This is a genomic window from Rhodococcus sp. ARC_M6, assembly GCF_022810305.1.
Classification (GTDB): domain Bacteria; phylum Actinomycetota; class Actinomycetes; order Mycobacteriales; family Mycobacteriaceae; genus Rhodococcus_F.
In genome coordinates, this window is record NZ_JALGQH010000009.1 from 42160 (window position 1) to 61099 (window position 18940).

Annotated in this window: 16 protein-coding genes; 4 read left to right on the plus strand and 12 right to left on the minus strand. The window is 60.8% G+C overall.

Annotation, left to right across the window (positions count from 1 at the left end; all coding sequences use genetic code 11):
- Positions 1-5 precede the first annotated feature (5 nt).
- The 9 genes from MTX36_RS12390 to MTX36_RS12430 are packed head-to-tail and all read right to left on the minus strand — an operon-like array spanning position 6 to position 9954.
- Positions 6-1172 carry an enolase C-terminal domain-like protein gene (locus MTX36_RS12390; RefSeq protein ID WP_243620037.1) on the minus strand — a complete coding sequence of 389 codons (1167 nt, stop codon included), beginning with the start codon at positions 1170-1172 and terminating at the stop codon, positions 6-8.
- Between the two features lie 19 nt (positions 1173-1191).
- A complete protein-coding gene (locus tag MTX36_RS12395; protein WP_243620038.1) occupies positions 1192-1917 on the minus strand; it encodes a GntR family transcriptional regulator in 726 nt (241 codons plus the stop codon).
- 30 nt (positions 1918-1947) lie between these two features.
- The gene (locus tag MTX36_RS12400) at positions 1948-3498 is read right to left on the minus strand and encodes an AMP-binding protein (protein ID WP_243620039.1); all 1551 of its coding nucleotides are present in this window, start codon (positions 3496-3498) and stop codon (positions 1948-1950) included.
- A gap of 51 nt (positions 3499-3549) precedes the next feature.
- A complete protein-coding gene (locus MTX36_RS12405) occupies positions 3550-5073 on the minus strand; it encodes a class I adenylate-forming enzyme family protein (protein WP_243620040.1) in 1524 nt (507 codons plus the stop codon).
- Positions 5073-6215 carry a branched-chain amino acid ABC transporter permease gene (locus tag MTX36_RS12410; RefSeq protein WP_243620041.1) on the minus strand — a complete coding sequence of 381 codons (1143 nt, stop codon included), beginning with the start codon at positions 6213-6215 and terminating at the stop codon, positions 5073-5075. The genes MTX36_RS12405 and MTX36_RS12410 overlap by 1 nt, the downstream gene beginning before the upstream one ends.
- On the minus strand, positions 6208-7098 hold the full coding sequence (locus MTX36_RS12415; protein WP_141210671.1) for a branched-chain amino acid ABC transporter permease: 891 nt from the start codon (positions 7096-7098) through the stop codon (positions 6208-6210). Before MTX36_RS12415 ends, MTX36_RS12410 begins: the two co-directional genes overlap by 8 nt.
- On the minus strand, positions 7091-7903 hold the full coding sequence (locus MTX36_RS12420; protein ID WP_243620042.1) for an ABC transporter ATP-binding protein: 813 nt from the start codon (positions 7901-7903) through the stop codon (positions 7091-7093). The genes MTX36_RS12415 and MTX36_RS12420 overlap by 8 nt, the downstream gene beginning before the upstream one ends.
- The gene (locus tag MTX36_RS12425) at positions 7896-8669 is read right to left on the minus strand and encodes an ABC transporter ATP-binding protein (RefSeq protein ID WP_243620043.1); all 774 of its coding nucleotides are present in this window, start codon (positions 8667-8669) and stop codon (positions 7896-7898) included. Before MTX36_RS12425 ends, MTX36_RS12420 begins: the two co-directional genes overlap by 8 nt.
- A 22-nt stretch (positions 8670-8691) precedes the next feature.
- Positions 8692-9954, minus strand: a complete 1263-nt coding sequence (locus MTX36_RS12430; RefSeq protein ID WP_243620044.1) for an ABC transporter substrate-binding protein — start codon at positions 9952-9954, stop codon at positions 8692-8694.
- Positions 9955-10777: 823 nt separating this feature from the next.
- Here MTX36_RS12430 and MTX36_RS12435 point away from each other — a divergent pair.
- From MTX36_RS12435 to MTX36_RS12445, 3 genes are all read left to right on the plus strand, one after another.
- Positions 10778-11644, plus strand: a complete 867-nt coding sequence (locus MTX36_RS12435) for a DoxX family protein (RefSeq protein WP_243620045.1) — start codon at positions 10778-10780, stop codon at positions 11642-11644.
- 133 nt (positions 11645-11777) lie between these two features.
- The gene (locus MTX36_RS12440) at positions 11778-14060 is read left to right on the plus strand and encodes a 3'-5' exonuclease (protein WP_243620046.1); all 2283 of its coding nucleotides are present in this window, start codon (positions 11778-11780) and stop codon (positions 14058-14060) included.
- Between the two features lie 21 nt (positions 14061-14081).
- On the plus strand, positions 14082-14600 hold the full coding sequence (locus MTX36_RS12445; RefSeq protein WP_243620047.1) for a hypothetical protein: 519 nt from the start codon (positions 14082-14084) through the stop codon (positions 14598-14600).
- Between the two features lie 20 nt (positions 14601-14620).
- Here MTX36_RS12445 and MTX36_RS12450 read toward each other — a convergent pair whose 3' ends face one another.
- The 3 genes from MTX36_RS12450 to uvrB all read right to left on the minus strand — a co-directional run bounded on the left by MTX36_RS12450 (position 14621) and on the right by uvrB (position 18345).
- Positions 14621-15073 carry a universal stress protein gene (locus tag MTX36_RS12450; RefSeq protein ID WP_094273481.1) on the minus strand — a complete coding sequence of 151 codons (453 nt, stop codon included), beginning with the start codon at positions 15071-15073 and terminating at the stop codon, positions 14621-14623.
- 189 nt (positions 15074-15262) lie between these two features.
- Positions 15263-16138, minus strand: a complete 876-nt coding sequence (locus MTX36_RS12455) for a hypothetical protein (protein WP_243620048.1) — start codon at positions 16136-16138, stop codon at positions 15263-15265.
- A gap of 44 nt (positions 16139-16182) precedes the next feature.
- Positions 16183-18345: an excinuclease ABC subunit UvrB gene (gene uvrB, locus MTX36_RS12460; RefSeq protein WP_243620049.1), complete on the minus strand. Its 2163-nt coding sequence runs from the start codon at positions 18343-18345 to the stop codon at positions 16183-16185.
- A 74-nt stretch (positions 18346-18419) separates the two neighbouring features.
- Between uvrB and MTX36_RS12465 the strand changes: the two genes are divergently transcribed.
- Positions 18420-18938, plus strand: a complete 519-nt coding sequence (locus tag MTX36_RS12465) for a DUF402 domain-containing protein (protein WP_243620050.1) — start codon at positions 18420-18422, stop codon at positions 18936-18938.
- Positions 18939-18940: the final 2 nt, after the last annotated feature.

The following is an 18940-nucleotide window of genomic DNA, read 5'->3' on the forward strand; positions in this document are numbered from 1 at the left end:
CGCAGTCATGCCACCAACCCCGCAATCCTCTCAGCCAGACCCGGCTTTGCCTCCAGCCCGAATCCAGGGTTGTCAGCGGGCCGAATCAGGCCGTCTGCCAACACACAGTCCTCGCTGTAACCACCGAACGGCTCGAACACACCTGGATATGCCTCACAGCCGCCCAACCCCAACCCCACGACGATATGGAGGTTCATCAGGTGCCCACCGTGTGGCATCGCGGAGGTCCGGTCGAATCCACGCTCCTCCATGAGTGCGATCATCGCTGCGTACTCGGTCAATCCATAGCTCAGGCCGGCGTCCATCTGGAGGATGTCACGATCGGGCCGAAGCCCGCCGAATCGGAGAAGGTTACCGACATCCTGCGTGGAGAACAGATTCTCGCCGGTGGCGATGACTCCGTCGTATGCCTGGGTCAGTTCGCTGTACAGGGCATAGTCGAGTGGATCTACCGCCTCTTCGTACCAACGGAGCCCGTACGGCGCGAGGGCCTCGGCGTATTTCAAAGCCTGCCCACGGTCGAAGCGACCGTTCGCGTCGACCGCCAGATGGCGACCGCTCCCGGTGACCTCGATGGCCGCCTCGATCCGACGCAAGTCCTCGCCCAGTTCGAGTCCACCGATCTTGATCTTGACGCTTGGGTATCCCGCAGCGAGATACCCGGCGATCTCCTCGCGCAGCCGACCCAGATCGTCGACATCTTGGTAGTAGCCACCGGCAGCGTAGACCGGCGCCCCGGACGCCAGCGGCGTCCGATCATGGGCTCGAGCGATCGTCTGATACACCGGTTCATCGTGGTATTTGGCGAGCAGATCCCACACGGCCAGCTCGATCGCACTCGCTGCCGCAGCGCGGTCGCCGTGACCGCCTGGCTTCTCGTCCATCAGAGCGCACCGCAGGACCCGAGCGGGATCCAACAGGCCCGTAGTCGACGACAGGAGCGTGTCCGGGTCTGCCTCGAGCACCCGCGGAATCATCCGTTCACGCAGGATGCCGCCCTGCGAGTGGCGACCGATCGAATTGAATGCAACACCCACCAACGGACGCCCGTTGCGCACCGTATCAGTGAAAACGGCAACAAGGGAGACCTTGTGCTTGTCGAAGCTGACTACTGCGTTCGAAATGGCGCCGGCGAGCGGGACATCAAGCTCGCGGATCTCGGTGATCCTCAATTTTCCTCCATAGCTTTTCTCAACGCTGCCGGTGCATCGACACGTTGAAATCGAAACGGTCGCCCGGGTGAATGGACACAGTTACCTGAGCCACGGCCCCCGAGCTCTCGACATATCGGCGGGTAATTTCGAGGCACGGCGAACCGGCCTCGGCATGCAACAGCTCAGCGAGGTCTTTCGGCAGGGCGCACGCACGGATACGTTGCTCGACACGATCAGTCAGGCGTCCGGTGCATCTCTCGACAATCTCGTTGATGAGCCCGTCGGGGCGTTCGAGGCGGTCCCCGACGGTGGCGGCGACATCGGGATCGAGGTACACGTCGGTGTGGCACACCGGGCTTTCCTTACCGAGATCACCGAGCCGCAACATACTGATCCGAGTCCACGGATCACCAGCCTGACCGCCGATCCGGTCGACCAACGACTGATCGGCAACCACGGCGTCCCGCGACAACACCAGCCGTCGGGTCTCGACCGAGTACTGCAGAAGATCATTCATATTCGTCACGGTGCGCGTATATCCGCTGGTCGGCTGTACAGACTCGACAGTTGTTCCGACCTTGCGTCGACGGGACACCATGCCCACGCTCTCCAGGGAACCCAGCGCCGAGCGAACCGTAGCCCGGGACACCGCATAGCTGTCTGCGAGCTTCATCTCGGTGGGCAATTTCGAGCCCACTGGGTAAGACCCGTCCTCGATCCGCAAGGCTAGCGAACGCGCCACCTCTTCATACCGTGCAACCATAATTTTCCTTCTCCCCCTGATCGCGGGCAATCATGCGATCCCCCGAACATGTCCCACCCAGAAGGGCCGGCGCAGTTCACGTTTGAGGAGTTTGCCGCTGGGGTTGCGCGGTAGTACCGAGACGATGTCGACTGATGTGGGGCACTTGTAATGTGCCAGATTCTCCCGACAGTAGGCGATCACTTCGTTCACATCCAAGTCGTCTCCGACCTGCACGACCACGGCTTTGACCGTCTCACCCCAGCGTTTGTCGGGTACCCCGATAACGGCGGCGTCCCGTACGCCGGTATGAGCCATGAGCACGTTCTCCACCTCCACCGGATACACGTTCTCACCACCGGACACGATCATGTCCTTGACACGGTCGCAGAGAAACAGATATCCGTCCTCGTCGAGGTAGCCCGCGTCACCGGTCCGGAACCAACCGTCGGGGCTGAGCACCGCAGCAAGTTCGTCGGGCTGGTTGCGATAGCCCGTCAGCACCATCTCGCTACGCGTCCACACTTCACCAGTAGTCCCGACCGAGACACTCTCCCCACTGACCGGGTCGAAGATGCCCATCTCGACACAGGACAGGGGTCGACCGGCCGAGGCCAGTCGCGCGCCACCGTTACGGTGATCATCGGCGTCGAGAATTGTTATGGGACCACAAGTTTCAGTCATGCCGTACCCCTGCATGAGGTCACAGCCAAACACATCCTGAGCCTCCGCCGCGATGGTGGGCGACATCGGGGAGCCACCGTAGATCAACGTCCGCAGCTCGGGGTACGTCGACTTCCGTGCACTCTCGTGCTCGACCAACATCTGCACCACCGCCGGCACGGTCAGGGCATGGTTGACCGCACCCCCGGCAAGTACCTGCAGCACCAACTCCGGGCGTATATCCAACACATGGTGCGAGCCGGCACCGCGACCCAGACAAAAGAAAATCCATCCGGTGCCGGAAATATGGAAGTTCGGTGCCGGAACCATGACTACGTCTCCCGGCCGGATCTGCCACGGAGGGTTGGATGCGAGGTTGGCGGCAAGCGCACGGTTGGACAACTGCACGCCCTTGGGACGGCCGGAGGTTCCCGATGTGTAGACCATGAGCACAACGTCGTCCGGGCCTGCACTCGGCGCGACGGGCTCATCCGACCACTGCGCCAGCCACTGTTCGAAGTCCTGTGGCTGCGCGCCCCTCACGAGAAGTCGGGAGCGGCTGTCCTCCGGCACAGGGTGTCCCATCAGCGGCATGAACTCGGCCTCGACCACGATCACGTCAAGGTCCGCATCCGTAACGATCTCTTGCATCTCCCGACAACTCAGCCGCCAATTCAATGGCACCGCATAGCCTTTCACCAGCGAGGCCGCAACCATCACCTCACCCCACGAGACGGCACTCTTGCCCACAAATCCCACACCGCGCACATGAACGCTCGCCGACTCCAGGGCACCGAAACCGGTGGCGAGTTGGCTGCTACGTCGATACCACTCGGAAAAGGTATGTGAGGCGACACCCTCAACGGCAATCCCGGGTGAGTCCGGCCGTTCCTGTGACCAATGCTCGAGCATCCGTCCGATCGAATGATGGTGGTCCATGTTCTCCTCCTACTCTTGTACTCCTGGCCTGCACTCCTGGCTCATGGCCGTTCAGGAGGAACTGATTACGCGCTCGCGCAATTCGACCTTGCGCACCTTCCCCAGGGCATTGCGCGGCAACTCTGCAATGTGCTCGATCAAGGACGGACACTTGAACCCGGCCAACCGTTCCCGGCAGTGGCGAGCCAATTCACCCTCGGCTGGAACCGCATTCGCAGCGCAGACAACAAACGCCACCGGAGTCTCGCCCCACTTCGGATGCGGCCGTGCAACCACTGCAACATCCACGACAGCAGGATGCTCGAGTAGTGCCCGCTCGATCTCAGCGGGATAGACGTTCTCGCCGCCACTGATAATCATGTCCTTGGTGCGCCCGACGATCCGCAGGAATCTGTCCTCGTCGAGGATTGCCATGTCACCAGTTCGGTACCAGCCGTCGTCGGTAAAGGCTGCCTCAGTTTCCTCCGGATTGCGCCAGTATTCGCGGATGACGTTCTCACTGCGAACCCACAACTCGCCAGCCTGTCCATCGGACTGCGTGCGACCAGAGTGATCGACAATGCGCGCCTCCCATCCCTGCGAGATCTGGCCTGCGGAAGCGAGTCGCTCACTGCCCGGGACATGATCCTCCGGGCGTAGTACCGACAGGAATCCCTGAAGTTCGGTACTACCGTAGATCTGGCGGAACCGACTGCAGACCACGCGGAGGGCCCGCTCCAGCAACGCGGATTCAATTGGCGCGGCGCCGTATTGCACCTCACGCAAGCTCGACAAGTCGGCACCTAGTCGCGCACCCTCCAGAGCGTCGACGAGCATCTCGATAATTGTCGGGGCGGCAGTGAAGAAGTTGATGCCATCGTGCGCAACCGTATCGATTACTCGGTCGATGTCGAATCCGTCTTGAACGAAAAGCGCCCCCCCGGTTAAGAAACACTGCATTGCCTGGGCGAATCCTGCGAGATGGAACAGCGGCATCATCACCAGGTGCCGACTACCCCGCTGCTGGTCGCCGATATCGATAGCGAACCCCGCGAGCCCGCGAATGAGTGAGCCGTGATCGAGCGGAATCACCTTGGGCAAACCAGTAGTTCCACTGCTGTGGATGAGGAACGCCACCTGATCGCTGCGCAACCGGTTATGTGGGTACGGCGCAGGCGGCTCGGCGATACCGACGACTGCGTTCCAGCCGTCACCACCAGGTCCGTCCACTACTCGAATGAGATCGTCGCGATTGTCGACACCGGACCGGCACGACTCGTCGGCGAAAATCCCGACCGGAGTCGCGATCTCGAGCAACCGATCGATTTCGTGCCCGGTCATTCGCCAGTTCACGAGTAGCGGCACTGCGCCGAGCCGCATGAGACCGAGTGTCTGGACGAGGAATTCAACAGTGTTGTGGGAAATTACCGCAACGACGTCTTCCGCCCGTACGCCTAGGCCATACCAGCTTGCAGCGGTCTTCTCGACCCGATCCTGAAGTTGCCGGTACGTCAACTGCTCTCGATCGTCGCTCACCGCAAGGACATTCGGATCGGACGTGGCACGCCAGTCGAGAACGTGCAGCCAGGTGTGCATCAGACGGTCTCCTTCTCCTGGTTCAGTTCGGATACTAGATCCTGCTCAGGATCCTGATTCGGTTCCGTAGCGATATCCTGCTTCGATTCGGGAACGTGGCGCGCGCGGCGCGCCGGCCCTGTCAGCCACCCCAGAACCCGATCGAGTCCGCCGCGGGCAAACATGATGACGAGGATCAACAGGCCGCAGTAGACGAAGACGCTCATCACGTTGGCGTCGACGCCACCTTCTCCCACTGGCACGAGGAAGGGGATGTTGCCGGCATACTGCCCGAGCAGTCGAGGCAGTGCAGTCACGAACACTGCACCGGCGATTGCGCCGCGCAAGCTGCCGAGACCGCCGATAATGATGATCACCAAGTAGTCAGTGGAAAGCGTGAACCCGAACGCCTGTGGGGTAATGAACTGAATCGTGACGGCCAGGAACACGCCGGCAATGCCCGCGTACACCGAGGCGACGAAGAAGGCTCCGGCCTTGTACCGGCCCACGTTGACCCCCATGGATGCGGCCGCCACTTCGCTCTCGCGCACCATGGACAGAGCCAACCCCGGCCTTGCCTGGACGATCCGACGGGCCGCAATGAATGTCACCACCACCAAGACGATTCCGACCAGCCATAGTTTTTCCACTGCACCGAAGGGCACACCCAATATGTGCCACGGCTCGCTGTCACCGAAGCTCACGCCGAAGATATCGAATTCCGGTACCGCACGGCCGATATAGCCACCGCTGAATTGCTCGACCTCGTTGAGGAAGTGGACCCAGATAAACACCAACCCGATGGTGACGACCGCCAAGTAGAGTCCGGTGACGCGACTCGACAGCGGGCTGAGCAGCAGTCCACCTATCCCCGCGGCAAGAACTGCCCCGACGGCAGCAACAACGGGTGGCAGGCCCAAGCCCCAGACATTCTCACCCGACGGGCTCGCCAGGATGACGTAGCCGTACGCTCCGATGCCGACAAAGACTGCATGGGCCAACGAAATCTGACCGGCGACGCCCACGAGCATCGTCAATCCCATCGCAGCGATTGCTGCAGCCATGGCCAGACCGCCGACTTGCAACCAGAATTCACTGACGAAGTACGGTGCGACAACCAGCGCTACCAGGAGCCCGGCTACGAGTAAACGTCCTCTAGACACGGGCCACCTGCTTCGAACTGAACAGACCCTCGGACCTCACCAGCAAAACAACCAACAGCAGTATCCACGCGCTGATACCGGACAGGTTGTGCGCCCATCCGCCCAATGAGCTCTCGTAGGTCGCTGCAAACGCTTCGGTCAGGCCGAGCATCATGCCGCCAACCAGTGCGCCGCCGACCGATCCCAGACCACCGATTACTGCGGCTGGAAAAGCGCGAAATGCCGTGTCGGCCAAGGAAGATGAAACGCCAGCGGCCGGGAAGGACGCAAGGAACAACCCGGCAAGAACCGCGAGCGCGCCACCGATTGCCCAGCTCGTCCAGGAGACTCGCGACAACCGCACGCCCATCAGCTTGGCGACCTCTGCGTCCTGACTGCTCACGCGCATCGCCAAGCCCCAGTTTGTGAATCGGAAGAGGAGCAGAAACACGATGATCGCGGTAACCGCAACCCCGAGCGCGATGAGCCGCGACGCCGGCATGGTGATCATCCCGAATTCAACGATCCGGTCTCCAACCGGATCGTTGAGGGCCCAGGACTCTGAACCGAGACGACGGCTGACTTCGGTGACGATCAGCAAGTTCACACCGAGAGTCAGGATCGTCAGCGTCACGTGATCCTGAGTCCGGGACTGCCGAATGAAAACAACATCAGTGATGACCGCTACCACCGCACCCACCACGAGTCCGGCCAGGACGCCCACCAGATATCCATGCGATTCGCTGACCAGCGCCGCCACGAAGACACCCGAGAGCAAGAACCCACCGTGGGCGAAATTGAGGATTCCAGTGGCCCGGTAAATGACCACGAATCCGAGGGCCATCACGGCATACAGCGCACCGAGTGACAGTCCCCCAGCCAAGGCATTCACAAAATTATCCACGAGAAGTCCTCTCTAATTCGTAGGGCGTCGCGTCCGTACCGAGGTACGCGGCGATGACAGCAGGGTCCCGTTGCACGGCGTCAGGTGCGCCGTCGGCAATCACCTTGCCGGACTGCAAGACCGTGACATGGTCGGAAAGAGTGAGCACCAACTCCATGTCGTGCTCGACGAGGAGCACAGTGAGGCCGAAGCGATCGCGGCATTCCCGGATCTGCTCACCTAAAGCACGTGATTCGGCGTCATTCATGCCCGCAACCGGTTCATCGAGCAACAGCAGCGACGGCTCCGCACACAGGGCGCGCGCGATTTCCACTTTCTTGCGGATGCCATACGGCAATGGCCCGACAGGCTGGTCGAGGTATTCCTCAATACCCAGCGCCTCCGCCATTGTCTGAACTACCCTCTCGTCCTCGGCCCGCTCACGCCGAGCCGAGGGCAAAGCCAATGCCGCGGCAAGCATCCCTGTGCGTGTCCGGTGGTGACGACCGACTCGAAGCGTGTCCGCGACGGTGAGGTGCGGCGGGAGCACCAGGTTCTGGAACGTACGAGCAATTCCGTGGGTGACGATCTCGTGTTGCGGCAGAGTATCGAGCCGCTCACCACCGAGACGGACCTGGCCCGACGCCAGCGGGTACAACGCGGTGAGAGCGTTGAAACACGTCGACTTCCCGGCTCCGTTCGGACCGATCAGTGCATGAATGGTGCCGCGCTTGACAGCAAACGAGACATTGTCCAGTGCGAGGACGCCACCGAACCGAACCGTCAAGCCCTCGGCCGTGAGAAGATTCCCGTCTATTTCAGACATCGTGTCCTTCCCCTGTCATGGCCGACACGGCGGAACCGTGAGCGGCAGTCTTACCGAGTGTGAGTTCGAGGAGCATGTCGGAGTCGATCAGTTCCGCCGCGGGTCCGTCGGCAGCCACGGTCCCGCCATTCAGGACATACGCATGGTGCGCGACGGACAGAGCGAGCCTGGTGTTCTGTTCGACCAGAAGGACACTCGTCCCGTCCGCGTTCACCTGTGTGATCGTCTCCATGATCTGCTGAGCGATGAGCGGTGCCAGACCCAACGACGGTTCATCCATGAGCAGTACCTTCGGCTCGCTCATCAGAGCCCGTCCGATCGCGAGCATCTGCTGCTCACCCCCGGACAGCAAGCCGGCGGTTTGCCCCGACCGCTCCACGAGGATCGGGAAGAGTTCGCGAACTCGACGCAAGCTGGCCGCCACACGAGACCGCGAGCGCACCGACAGTGCGCCGGCCATGAGGTTTTCCTGGACGGTCAGTTGCGCAAAGATTCGACGCCCTTCCGGTACCTGAACGATGCCGTGTCGAACGATCTTGTCCGCCTTGCTTCGGCTGAGATCCAGACCCTCGCCACGTACGGTCCCGGCGACAACGTGTCCGCCCTGCGCTCCGAGAATCCCTGAGAGTGCCCGCAGGAGTGTGGTTTTGCCCGCACCGTTGTTTCCGATCAGCGCTACGATCTGCCCGTCGTCGACGCGCAAATTCACGTCGTGAAGAACTTTTGCGGTTCCGTAACTCACTGCAAGGGAATCGACTTCGATCATCGTTGGCCTCCTCGCCCTGCAATCACTTGGCGTAGCCCTTGTCGGCCGCATATTTGACCGCGGCTTCGCTGGCGGCGGGTTCCTGCACAATTACCGTGCCGCCCTTGGCATTCGGATCAGGCTTGATGATGAAGGAGGACAGTGAGGGAGCCTTGCCGGGAGTGGAGTAATCGAGGTCGACAGCCAGGCCGTCGTTGGAGATGGCTCCCATCTTGCTCATCGCTGCAGTGATGCCCTTCGGCGTGAGATCGTTGTCCTTACACGCCTGGTTCAAGCCCTTTTCGATCAACTGCGCCATCAAGTATCCGGACGCTGCGGGCGAAGTGATCGCGCGGTCGCCGTACTTGGCCGTCCAAGCAGCCAAGAGTTCCTGTACCGGTGCCGCATTCGAACTGAAGGGCGCATTGTTGGAAGTCAGGACAACGTGACCGACAAGCGCATCGCGGGCCGGTCCTGCCAGGTCCCCGCTGGACAGCAGGTTAGTGGCCTGAATGACCACGTCATACCCGCTCGCCTTCGCTACAGAAGCCGCCGAAACAGTTTGTGCGGCTGCAGTTCCCATGACAATCGCCTTTGCACCCGACTGCCGCAAGGTGTTGACCTGCGAGGTTGCATCCGTGGCCGTGCTGTCGATCTTTGTGTTCTCCACCTTCAGGCCGAACTGCTTGGCTGCACCGGCGACACCGTTCGTGACCGCCGCTCCGATTCCGTTCGGATAAGCGATGACACCGATCGTGTCGCCTTCCTTCAGGGTCCCCTGCTTCACCAAGTAGGCCACGCCGTTCACGGCTTCTACGTCATACGGCGTACCCGGCATGAATGCCTCGGGCACCGCCAGCAGCACGGGGTCGAACGAGCCGGCCATCACGCCCAGTCCATCCTGAGCGAGCTTGGGCCCGAGGGTGACGGCATCCGTCCCCGGAGACAGATTCACGATCGCGGCGATGTCCGAACGCAGCGACGTGTACTGCGTCATAGTCTCCTGGGAGTTGTACTTGTTGTCGCGCGACTCGATCCGTACTTGACGATCGCACACGCCGCCATTCGCGTTGACCTCGTCGAACCACAGCTGGATGCCGGCAACTCCGTCTTGGCCCAAACCACCGATCGGACCGCTCAGCGGCACCAGCGAGCCCAACGTGATGGCATCAGCGGTTACACCGATACCTGTCTTCAGGTCGCCACTTGCTGCCGCACTGTCAGAGTCGGTCGCCTTCGAGGAGCAACCGGCAACGGCGAGTGCAATCACGAGCGTTGGACCTAGGACCTTGAGCGTGTTTTTCATTCTCTCTCCTGGACTGTTTGCTTGGGTGAGTGAGGCGAGTGCAGCAGTGAAACGGAAGTGAAAGTGTCAGATAAAAACTGCTCGGAGGCCGATCAATCCGGTTACCCCGAGGCAACCGAGCCCAAGGCTCACGATTGACGCCCCACTGAAGAGTCCATGAAAACTGTTGCTGTAGTTGCCAATCCGTTTCCCCCTAGCCTTCCGAGGGGCTTTTGAACCGCATGACCGGTGATCAGCAGTCCCACGACTAGCAGTAGAAGCAACAGGCCGGCATCAGCCTGTCCATTTACATCCATCACGAGCACCTCCGGCCAGGCTGAGATATAAACCTAAGTTCAGGTTTAGATACAAGCGTGATGGGCCTCACATGTCAAGGTGCGTACTAGAAATATTTTCAACAGATCCACAAATTCGCAGGTCAAATGGAAAAATATCTTCTCGAATGGAAATTTATAGGTACGGACCAATGCAAATTTCCGTCTCGGCGAGAACGACTTCACTCGCGAATCAACCTGGTTCGGTAGCGAAGGACACTGAAATGGGCTGGGTTACGGCGACGCACACCAACCGTGGGCGGCACTCGTCGGCGGCAATTGCCGATTTGCCTCCTGGATTGCGCCGCACGAAAAGATAGCCGAAGCAACCGTGAGTCGACACTGTTCACGCGCACCCCAGACCGCCATGACGTAGCCCGGCGTGAGGTCTCGTGAACTGACCGCCCACATCGATGCACCTTCAAGACGCTGACCGCGACACAACCGAACCGCCCCGGAACATGTCCGAATCGCTAGGGTGGAAAAGACCTACGTCGGAAGGCTTGAACATGCTGGTACGCCGAATTGCTCGTCCGCTACTCTCCACCATCTTCATCGTCGGCGGAATCGACGCGCTCCGAAATCCCGCTCAACGAGCGGTGAAGGCGAGTCCGTTGATCGACAAGTCCGTCGAAACTCTGCCCGGCGCTGTGACACAGAAATTGCCCGCCGATCCCGAGACTCTCGTCAAGCTCAACGCCGTCGTACAGATTGGCGGCGGAGTGCTACTGGCCAGCGGGAAGGCGCCTCGTGTCGCGTCGTTGGCACTGGCCGGAAGCCTGATTCCGACGACTCTCGCCGGCCATGATTTCTGGAATGAGTCCGACCCGTCGATCCGTGCAATGCAACGCACCAACTTCGTGAAGAACCTCAGTCTGCTCGGCGGATTGATGATCGCGTCCGTCGACACCGAAGGCAAGCCGTCGCTTGGTTGGCGCGGTCGACGCGCGGCAAAGAAGGCGCAAGCAACAATTTCAGCGGCGCTGCCTCTCGTTGCGGCACAGAGCGATCACACCGGCGACCGCCTCGAACATGCCCTGGCACTCGCGTCGGAACGAGGCTCCGAACTGGCCGAATCTGCGAAAGTACATGGCGCCGACTGGCTCGAGGTGGCAAAGGAACGCGCACCCGAAATACTCGAGATCGCACAGAAGCGAGGATCCGAATTGGCGGAAACCGCCAAGGAACGGAGCGCCGTCATCGCTGAATTGGCGAGCAAGCGAAGCACAGAGTTCGCCGAACTCGCACTCGAGAAGAGCAACGAGTGGGCGGAGACTGCCTCCGAGCAGTCCGAGGTTCTCGGTAGGCGTGCACGCAAGCGTGCTGAAATTGCGCTTGCGAAGGCCCGCGAGAAGCGCGATGAATTGACGCACTGACACCACTGCGCATGAGGTCAGGCCACCTTCGGGTGGCCTGACCTGCTTATATACGGCAATTCACCTGAGCGAACTAGACTGTCTTGGCACTTTTGCGGTGCATGAAGTTCTTTCACCAAGCCTAGGAGATCCCTTGCCCGACGCGGACCCGTCACAGACCGAGCAACAGCTCGAGCAGCACTACGTGACGATGCTGTACTCCCGTCTCGACGATCTTCGGAAGCATGCCAAATCGCGCTTGAGCACTGTCTTGTTGGAGACCGGTGGCACACCACAGGCTCGCAGTGAACGCGAATCTTTCAACGCGATGTATACCGAGGACCTGGCCAAGTATGACGCTGCCGAGAACGGACTGTGTTTCGGCAGAATTGATTTCGACGACGAACTCCGTTATGTCGGACGCCTGGGAATCCTGGACACCGAAAACGATTACGAAACCCTCCTTCTCGACTGGCGAGCACCGATGGCACGCCCTTTCTACCTGGCGACTCCGGCAGCACCGGAGGGAGTGAAGCGACGACGCCATATCCGTAGCCGGAGCCGCAAGGTCACAGGAATCAACGACGAGTACCTGGACCTCGATGCAGCGCGTGCTGCCGGCGTCGTGAGTGAATCCGATGGCGTTGCCGGCGAGAGCGCACTCCTCGATGCGCTGAATGCAGCCCGCACCGGGCAGATGAACGACATTGTCGAGACGATCCAGACCGAGCAGGACACGATCATCCGCTCGGAGCATAAAAGTGTGCTCGTGGTTCAGGGTGGCCCCGGAACGGGCAAGACTGCTGTCGCACTACACCGCGCCGCATTTCTGCTCTACACCTACCGCAAACAGTTGGCGAAGGCCGGCGTTCTCATCATCGGCCCCAACGCAACGTTCCTCGACTACATCAGCCAGGTGCTCCCGTCGCTCGGTGAGACTGGCGTCCTCCTTTCCACCATCGGCGATCTGTATCCGGGAGTTCGTGCGACACGGGTCGATTCGCTGAAGGCCGGCGAAATCAAGGGGTCTCTCGACATCCTCGAAGTCCTCAAGAACGCTGTTCGCGATCGCCAGGAAGTACCGTCGAAACCGATCGTCCTTCGATTCGATACCTACGATCTCAAGTTGGATCGACAGGTGGTCACCAAGGCTCGCGGACGAGCGCGCTCGTCCCGGCGCCCCCACAACTTGGCGAGACCGATCTTCGTGTCCGCAGTCATCGAAGCTCTGGCCCTGCAGATGGCAGCGATCATCGGCGGCAACCTGGTAGATGGCGGTTCGCTTCTGAGCCGAGACGACATCGCCGACATCCGCGACGAAATGCGCGAAGACACCGACATCATGGCCGCAATCAGCAAACTGTGGCCCGAACTTTCACCGCAGCAGATTCTGGCCGAACTCTGGACGTCACCGACTCGGTTGGCAAAAGCTGCGCCGCAACTCGACGACGACCAGCGTGCCGAATTGTTGCAGAGCGTCGGCCCCGGATTCAGTGCTGCTGATGCACCACTTCTCGATGAATTGGCTGAAATTCTCGGCGTCGACGACGCGGCGGAACGTGAACGTGCACAACGACAATGGCGTGCGCAAATCGCGGACGCGCAGGGCGCACTCGATATTCTGACAGGTTCGGCCCCGCAGGATCTCGAAGACGAACTGGACCCCGAGATCCTGATGGCCTACGACCTGATCGATGCCAGCCAGCTTGCACAGCGCCACGATCTCGGACAGCACCAGACCACCGCGGAACGTGCTGCGGGAGATCGCACCTGGACCTACGGTCACGTCATCGTCGACGAAGCACAAGAACTGTCCGCGATGGCATGGCGAATGTTGATGCGTCGCATACCGAACCGGTGGATGACGCTGGTCGGCGACACAGCTCAGACCGGTGATCCCGCCGGCACGTCGTCCTGGCAGACAATTCTCGAACCGTACGTCGCGAAGCGCTGGAAGCTCACCCAGTTGACGGTGAACTACCGAACCCCATCGGAAATCATGGATGTCGCGCACCGGGTCCTCGAGGAAATCGATCCGTCGCAAGCGGTTCCGCGCTCGGTCCGAGACAGCGGTTTTACACCCTGGGCTCTGAAGACGACGGCCGAGAACGTCGAAGCATCGGTGCGCCACTGCATCCAGCACGAGTCACACGCCGGTCTCACTGCCGTGATCGCCGGAGCTGACATGGTGAAAACCCTGGCCGGTCTGGCCGACGACTCTGTCAGTGTGTTGTCCGTCAAGGACGTCAAGGGTCTGGAGTTCGATACCGTGTTCATCGTCGAACCGGCGAATATTCTCGATGAATCCCCGCGCGGCATGAACGACCTGTACGTCGCATTGACTCGCGCAACACAGCGCCTGGGCATCATCCACGTCGAATCGCTTCCTGCGGTGCTCGACGATGTCGCCGAGGCAGTGTTCGCGCCCGTAGCGTGACGACGGGAGGTACCTTCGTTCATGTCGCTTCTACTGAAGGAAATCTCACTCGTGGCAGCACCGATCTCGACCCGTACCCGTCAATTGCTCGCACGGCCTCGCACACGCGCCGTAGGCGGCGCCGTGCTGATCGGCCTCTGCGGATCGATGCTGGTCGGCTGCACCCAGGCTCAGTCCTCGGTAGCCTCGGCACCGGGTGACGGTGTCGCAGCCACGACTACCCCAGCGCCATCACCTCGAACTGCCAGTGTCCACCGACTCCGGGACGCGGTACTCGCAGGTGGCGGCGAATCACAGCTTCCCGACGACACCCTTCAGGCACTCGGCGACGGAATCTGTCGACAGCTGCGCGCCGGTACCGACCGTGCGACGATCATTGCGAACGTGAGGCCCATGGCGCACAACGGAGCGACGGGCAATCCATCACAACTTCAGGACACTGCTATCCCCACCGACAACTCAGCCGCACCCACAATCTCGCCTGACGCCGATCGACTGGCTGCGGTGATTGTTGATGCGGCTGAGGCCGACTACTGCTGAAGCCGACTACTACTGCGCGATCAGCGAACGGTGTGAACGATCAGGACGTCTGACGTCGCCTTGCGAGCAGCGTCGGACGGGACCGACCCGAGAAGACGACCTGTCAAAGTGTTCAGTCCGCGGTTTCCGATAACCAGAAGGTCACCCTCGACCTCGTCGAGCAGCGCCAGCAGCGATTCGACCGGAGCGCCGACCACTGCGCGTTCGACGATGTTCTGCGCTCCGGCGGCATGGGCGCGCTCACGAGCGGTTCGAAGAATTTCGTAGGTAGGCGCCGATCCGGTGACCTGGTATGCCTCGTTGCCGAGTACGTCTGCTGCAGCACTGACGTCCTTCGGGTCCGACGGGTAGTACGCACACGCGATCACGAGCTGTGCACCGGCGTCGCCGGCGATGCTCGCAGCTCGGTCCACCGCTTTCAGTGACGACTCGGAGCCATCGGTTCCTACGACAACGGTCCGGTAGGCACTCATTCATTCCTCCATGTTTAAGGGATGGCCAGAACAGCTGCTACCGACTGACGCAGAATCTGCACCAACTCGACAACCGCTGCGCTGACATTAGCGGGGTTGTGGCGACGATTGTGTCAATTGCCGTACACACCACAAATCAACAGTGAATGTGATGTGAAGTAACATCAAGAATCTTTCAAAGATAGCAGGTCAGCGCATTTCTCCGAAACGCGGACCGAATAAGGCCGTCGGAAATACTTCTTGTTCAACTAACGCAGCGCGCCACGGCGCAGCGATTTCGAGTAGCCGCTTCGCCCCCGACTCGCCCAAGGCATCCCACGGTGCAAACGCCAGATCGTCTGTCAGATCCTCCACGACGTCACGCAAATCCTGACCGTCCTCGGTTAACTCGCCCGTTGCGCGGTCCAATAGTTCACGATCCTTCAAGCTTTCGACGGCCTCGTTCCACTGTTCCTGCGACCATCCCCGACGCGTCTGCGCAAACTTCTTCTGGAAGCCGATTCCGGTTGCGGTGTGCGTGATCAGAGCATCCAAACCATTGAGATCGGCGGTCTGCAGAGCCGCGATATGGCCGTCTCCGCGGTACTCACGCAGCAAGGTCAACGCATGCCAGAAAGCGACATGTGGGACCGTGGGCCACTCGACCGACGCCCATCCGGCGTACAACGGACGGCCCTCGACGCCGGGGATGTTGCGTGCTGCGATCGATACCAACTCAGCGGCCTCCGCCATGTCGGATGATCCCGTCACATCAGCACCCAGTAGTCGCACGTACGCGGCATCGATCGCACGGTAGCGCGCTGCAACGATGTCCGACGGCTTCGCCAGTTCCCACGCCCTCGGAATGACGCTGCCGATCAGTTCCGGATTGAAGTTGTAGAACGTCGACGTCACGACGGTAGCGGGCGGAGCCCCCAAAGGCGCCGAACGGCCGGCGAAGTAGATCATTCGGCCAGGCTCGAGACCAGCAGCAACCAATTCCTGCTCCGTCTCGGGAACAAAGTAGGCCAACGAATGAAGAAGCTCGAGAGTACGGCCGGTCTTACCTGCAGTCTGTGCGTCCATACGTAAACCGTAGCGGGAAGCTACGGTTCACCTCGCCAGGCGGTCTACTTCAATCCGGCTGCGTCCATGCCGCGGAGTTCCTTCTTCAAATCCGAAATCTCGTCACGCAAACGGCCGGCCAACTCGAACTGCAAATCGCGGGCAGCATTCATCATCTGATCGGTGAGTTCCTTGACCAGATCTGCCAATTCGGCGCGCGGCATCGACTTGGTATCGCGGCCTTCGTACACGCCCGCGCTGACAGAGCGACCCGCCTCGCCTTGCGCTCTCCGTCCGCGCGTCGCGTTGCGACCGGAACCGCCGATGTCGATCGAGGCTGCAGTGTCCTCGGCTTCCTCGTAAACCTGATCGAGGATGTCCGCGATCTTCTTCCGCAGTGGCTGCGGGTCCACACCCATCTTCGTGTTGTAGGCGACCTGCTTTTCCCGGCGGCGTTCGGTCTCTTCGATTGCCTGCGCCATGGACTTGGTGATCTTGTCTGCGTACATGTGGACTTGACCGGACACGTTACGAGCCGCGCGGCCGATGGTCTGGATAAGGCTGGTGGAACTACGGAGGAAACCTTCCTTGTCAGCGTCCAGGATTGCCACCAGGGACACCTCGGGCAGGTCCAGGCCTTCTCGGAGCAGGTTGATGCCGATCAGGACGTCGTACTCCCCCAGTCGCAACTGCCGCAGAAGTTCGACGCGACGCAACGTGTCGATGTCGGAGTGCAGGTACCGAACACGGATTCCGAGTTCGAGGAGGTAGTCGGTGAGGTCTTCCGACATCTTCTTGGTCAGGGTCGTGACGAGGACGCGTTCATTCTTCGCCGCCCGGTCACGGATCTCGTGCACCAGGTCATCGATCTGGCCCTTCGTCGGCTTGACGATGACCTCCGGGTCCACCAGACCTGTAGGGCGGATGACCTGCTCGACAAACTCGCCGCCCGTCTGACCGAGCTCGTACTTTCCGGGAGTCGCCGACAGGTAGACCGTCTGACCGATCCGTTGACTGAACTCTTCCCAGGTAAGCGGCCGGTTGTCGGTTGCCGACGGAAGTCGGAAGCCGAACTCCACCAGGTTTCGCTTACGCGACATGTCACCCTCGTACATGGCTCCGATCTGCGGAACCGTCACGTGCGACTCGTCGATGACCAAGAGGAAGTCCTCCGGGAAGTAATCGATGAGTGTTGCCGGCGCAGTGCCCGGTCCACGGCCGTCGATGTGCCGCGAGTAGTTCTCGATGCCCGAGCAGAATCCGACCTGCTTGATCATTTCGAGGTCGTATTGCGTACGCATCCGCAGACGCTGGGCCTCGAGCAGTTTGCCCTTGCCTTCCAATTCTGCGAGACGTTGTTCGAGTTCCGCCTCGATGTCTTTGGTGGCACGCTCCAATCGCTCCGGACCAGCTACGTAGTGGGTGGCCGGGAAAATCCGAACGGTGTCGACCTTGCGGACGATGTCCCCGGTCAGCGGATGGAGGTAGTACAAAGCCTCGATTTCGTCGCCGAAGAACTCGATACGAACAGCCAGTTCTTCATAGGACGGAATGATCTCGACTGTGTCACCGCGAACTCGGAACGATCCGCGGGTGAACGCGACGTCGTTGCGGTTGTACTGAACGTCGACGAGTAGGCGCAGGAAGGCATCGCGTGGAATCTCGACACCGACATCGAGCTGAATCGAGCGATCCAAGTAGGACTGCGGTGTACCGAGACCGTAGATGCATGACACGGACGCCACCACGACGACATCACGCCGTGACAGCAAACTCGAGGTCGCCGAGTGCCGCAGACGCTCGACGTCGTCGTTGACCGACGAATCCTTCTCGATGTACGTATCGGTCTGAGCGATGTACGCCTCAGGTTGGTAGTAGTCGTAGTACGAGACGAAGTACTCGACAGCATTGTTGGGCAGCATCTCTCGAAGCTCGTTGGCCAGCTGGGCGGCCAGCGTCTTGTTGGGAGCCATCACCAAGGCCGGACGCTGCAGCTTCTCGATCAGCCAGGCCGTCGTCGCAGACTTACCGGTACCCGTCGCACCGAGCAGGACAACATCTTTCTCGCCTGCCTTGATCCGTTTCTCGAGTTCTGCGATAGCGGCCGGCTGATCGCCGGCCGGCTCGTATTCACTGACAACCTCGAAACGCGCATCGGAACGCTCGATGTCGCCGATCGGGCGGAACTCGGAGTGCGCGAGGACGGGATGTTCGGAAGCAAACGCCATGAAACCAGGGTAAACGCACCCACCGACAGCATGTGTAGTTGCGCGTGAGCACTTCGGCGGTAGGTTCTTCCAACATGAGCGAAGCCCGCCCCCACATCCACCCGCCGAAGGTCGAGACATTCGATCTGGTGGCGCGAACCAACATCGACCCCAAGGGCTTCGTTCGCCAGGTCGAGCACTATCGCGAAGAACCGTGGGGCCTCTACATGGCTCGGCACGCGGACCACCCACAGTTCCACTACCTGGAGTCCTGGATACTCCCCGACCTCGGGATCCGCGCATCGATCTTCCATTTCAACCCTGGCCACGAACGCGACCAGGATCACTACATCGACATCGGCGACTTCACTCGCGGCGAGCATGTCTGGACATCCGAAGACCACTACCTCGATCTGATCGTGCAGACCGGGCGCAGCACGGAACTACTCGACGTCGACGAACTCCTCGAAGCCCATGCGACCGGAATCCTCGACCCTAAGACCTCCGAACGCGCCATGCTGACAGCGGCCAGCACCATCGACGGAATCGCCGCGCACGATCACAATCTGGGATCGTGGCTCACGTCGGTAGGCATGCCCATCACCTGGCGGTAGTC

Bases quoted from the DNA above. Each gene is read 5' to 3' on its own strand.
- uvrB (WP_243620049.1), bottom strand. From the start codon at position 18,345: ATGGCGTTTGCTTCCGAACATCCCGTCCTCGCGCACTCCGAGTTCCGC.
- MTX36_RS12405 (WP_243620040.1), bottom strand. From the start codon at position 5,073: ATGCACACCTGGCTGCACGTTCTCGACTGGCGTGCCACGTCCGATCCG.
- MTX36_RS12450 (WP_094273481.1), bottom strand. From the start codon at position 15,073: ATGAGTGCCTACCGGACCGTTGTCGTAGGAACCGATGGCTCCGAGTCG.
- MTX36_RS12400 (WP_243620039.1), bottom strand. From the start codon at position 3,498: ATGGACCACCATCATTCGATCGGACGGATGCTCGAGCATTGGTCACAG.
- MTX36_RS12425 (WP_243620043.1), bottom strand. From the start codon at position 8,669: ATGATCGAAGTCGATTCCCTTGCAGTGAGTTACGGAACCGCAAAAGTT.
- MTX36_RS12430 (WP_243620044.1), bottom strand. From the start codon at position 9,954: ATGAAAAACACGCTCAAGGTCCTAGGTCCAACGCTCGTGATTGCACTC.
- MTX36_RS12445 (WP_243620047.1), top strand. From the start codon at position 14,082: ATGTCGCTTCTACTGAAGGAAATCTCACTCGTGGCAGCACCGATCTCG.
- MTX36_RS12420 (WP_243620042.1), bottom strand. From the start codon at position 7,903: ATGTCTGAAATAGACGGGAATCTTCTCACGGCCGAGGGCTTGACGGTT.
- MTX36_RS12435 (WP_243620045.1), top strand. From the start codon at position 10,778: ATGCTGGTACGCCGAATTGCTCGTCCGCTACTCTCCACCATCTTCATC.
- MTX36_RS12395 (WP_243620038.1), bottom strand. From the start codon at position 1,917: ATGGTTGCACGGTATGAAGAGGTGGCGCGTTCGCTAGCCTTGCGGATC.
- MTX36_RS12455 (WP_243620048.1), bottom strand. From the start codon at position 16,138: ATGGACGCACAGACTGCAGGTAAGACCGGCCGTACTCTCGAGCTTCTT.
- MTX36_RS12465 (WP_243620050.1), top strand. From the start codon at position 18,420: ATGAGCGAAGCCCGCCCCCACATCCACCCGCCGAAGGTCGAGACATTC.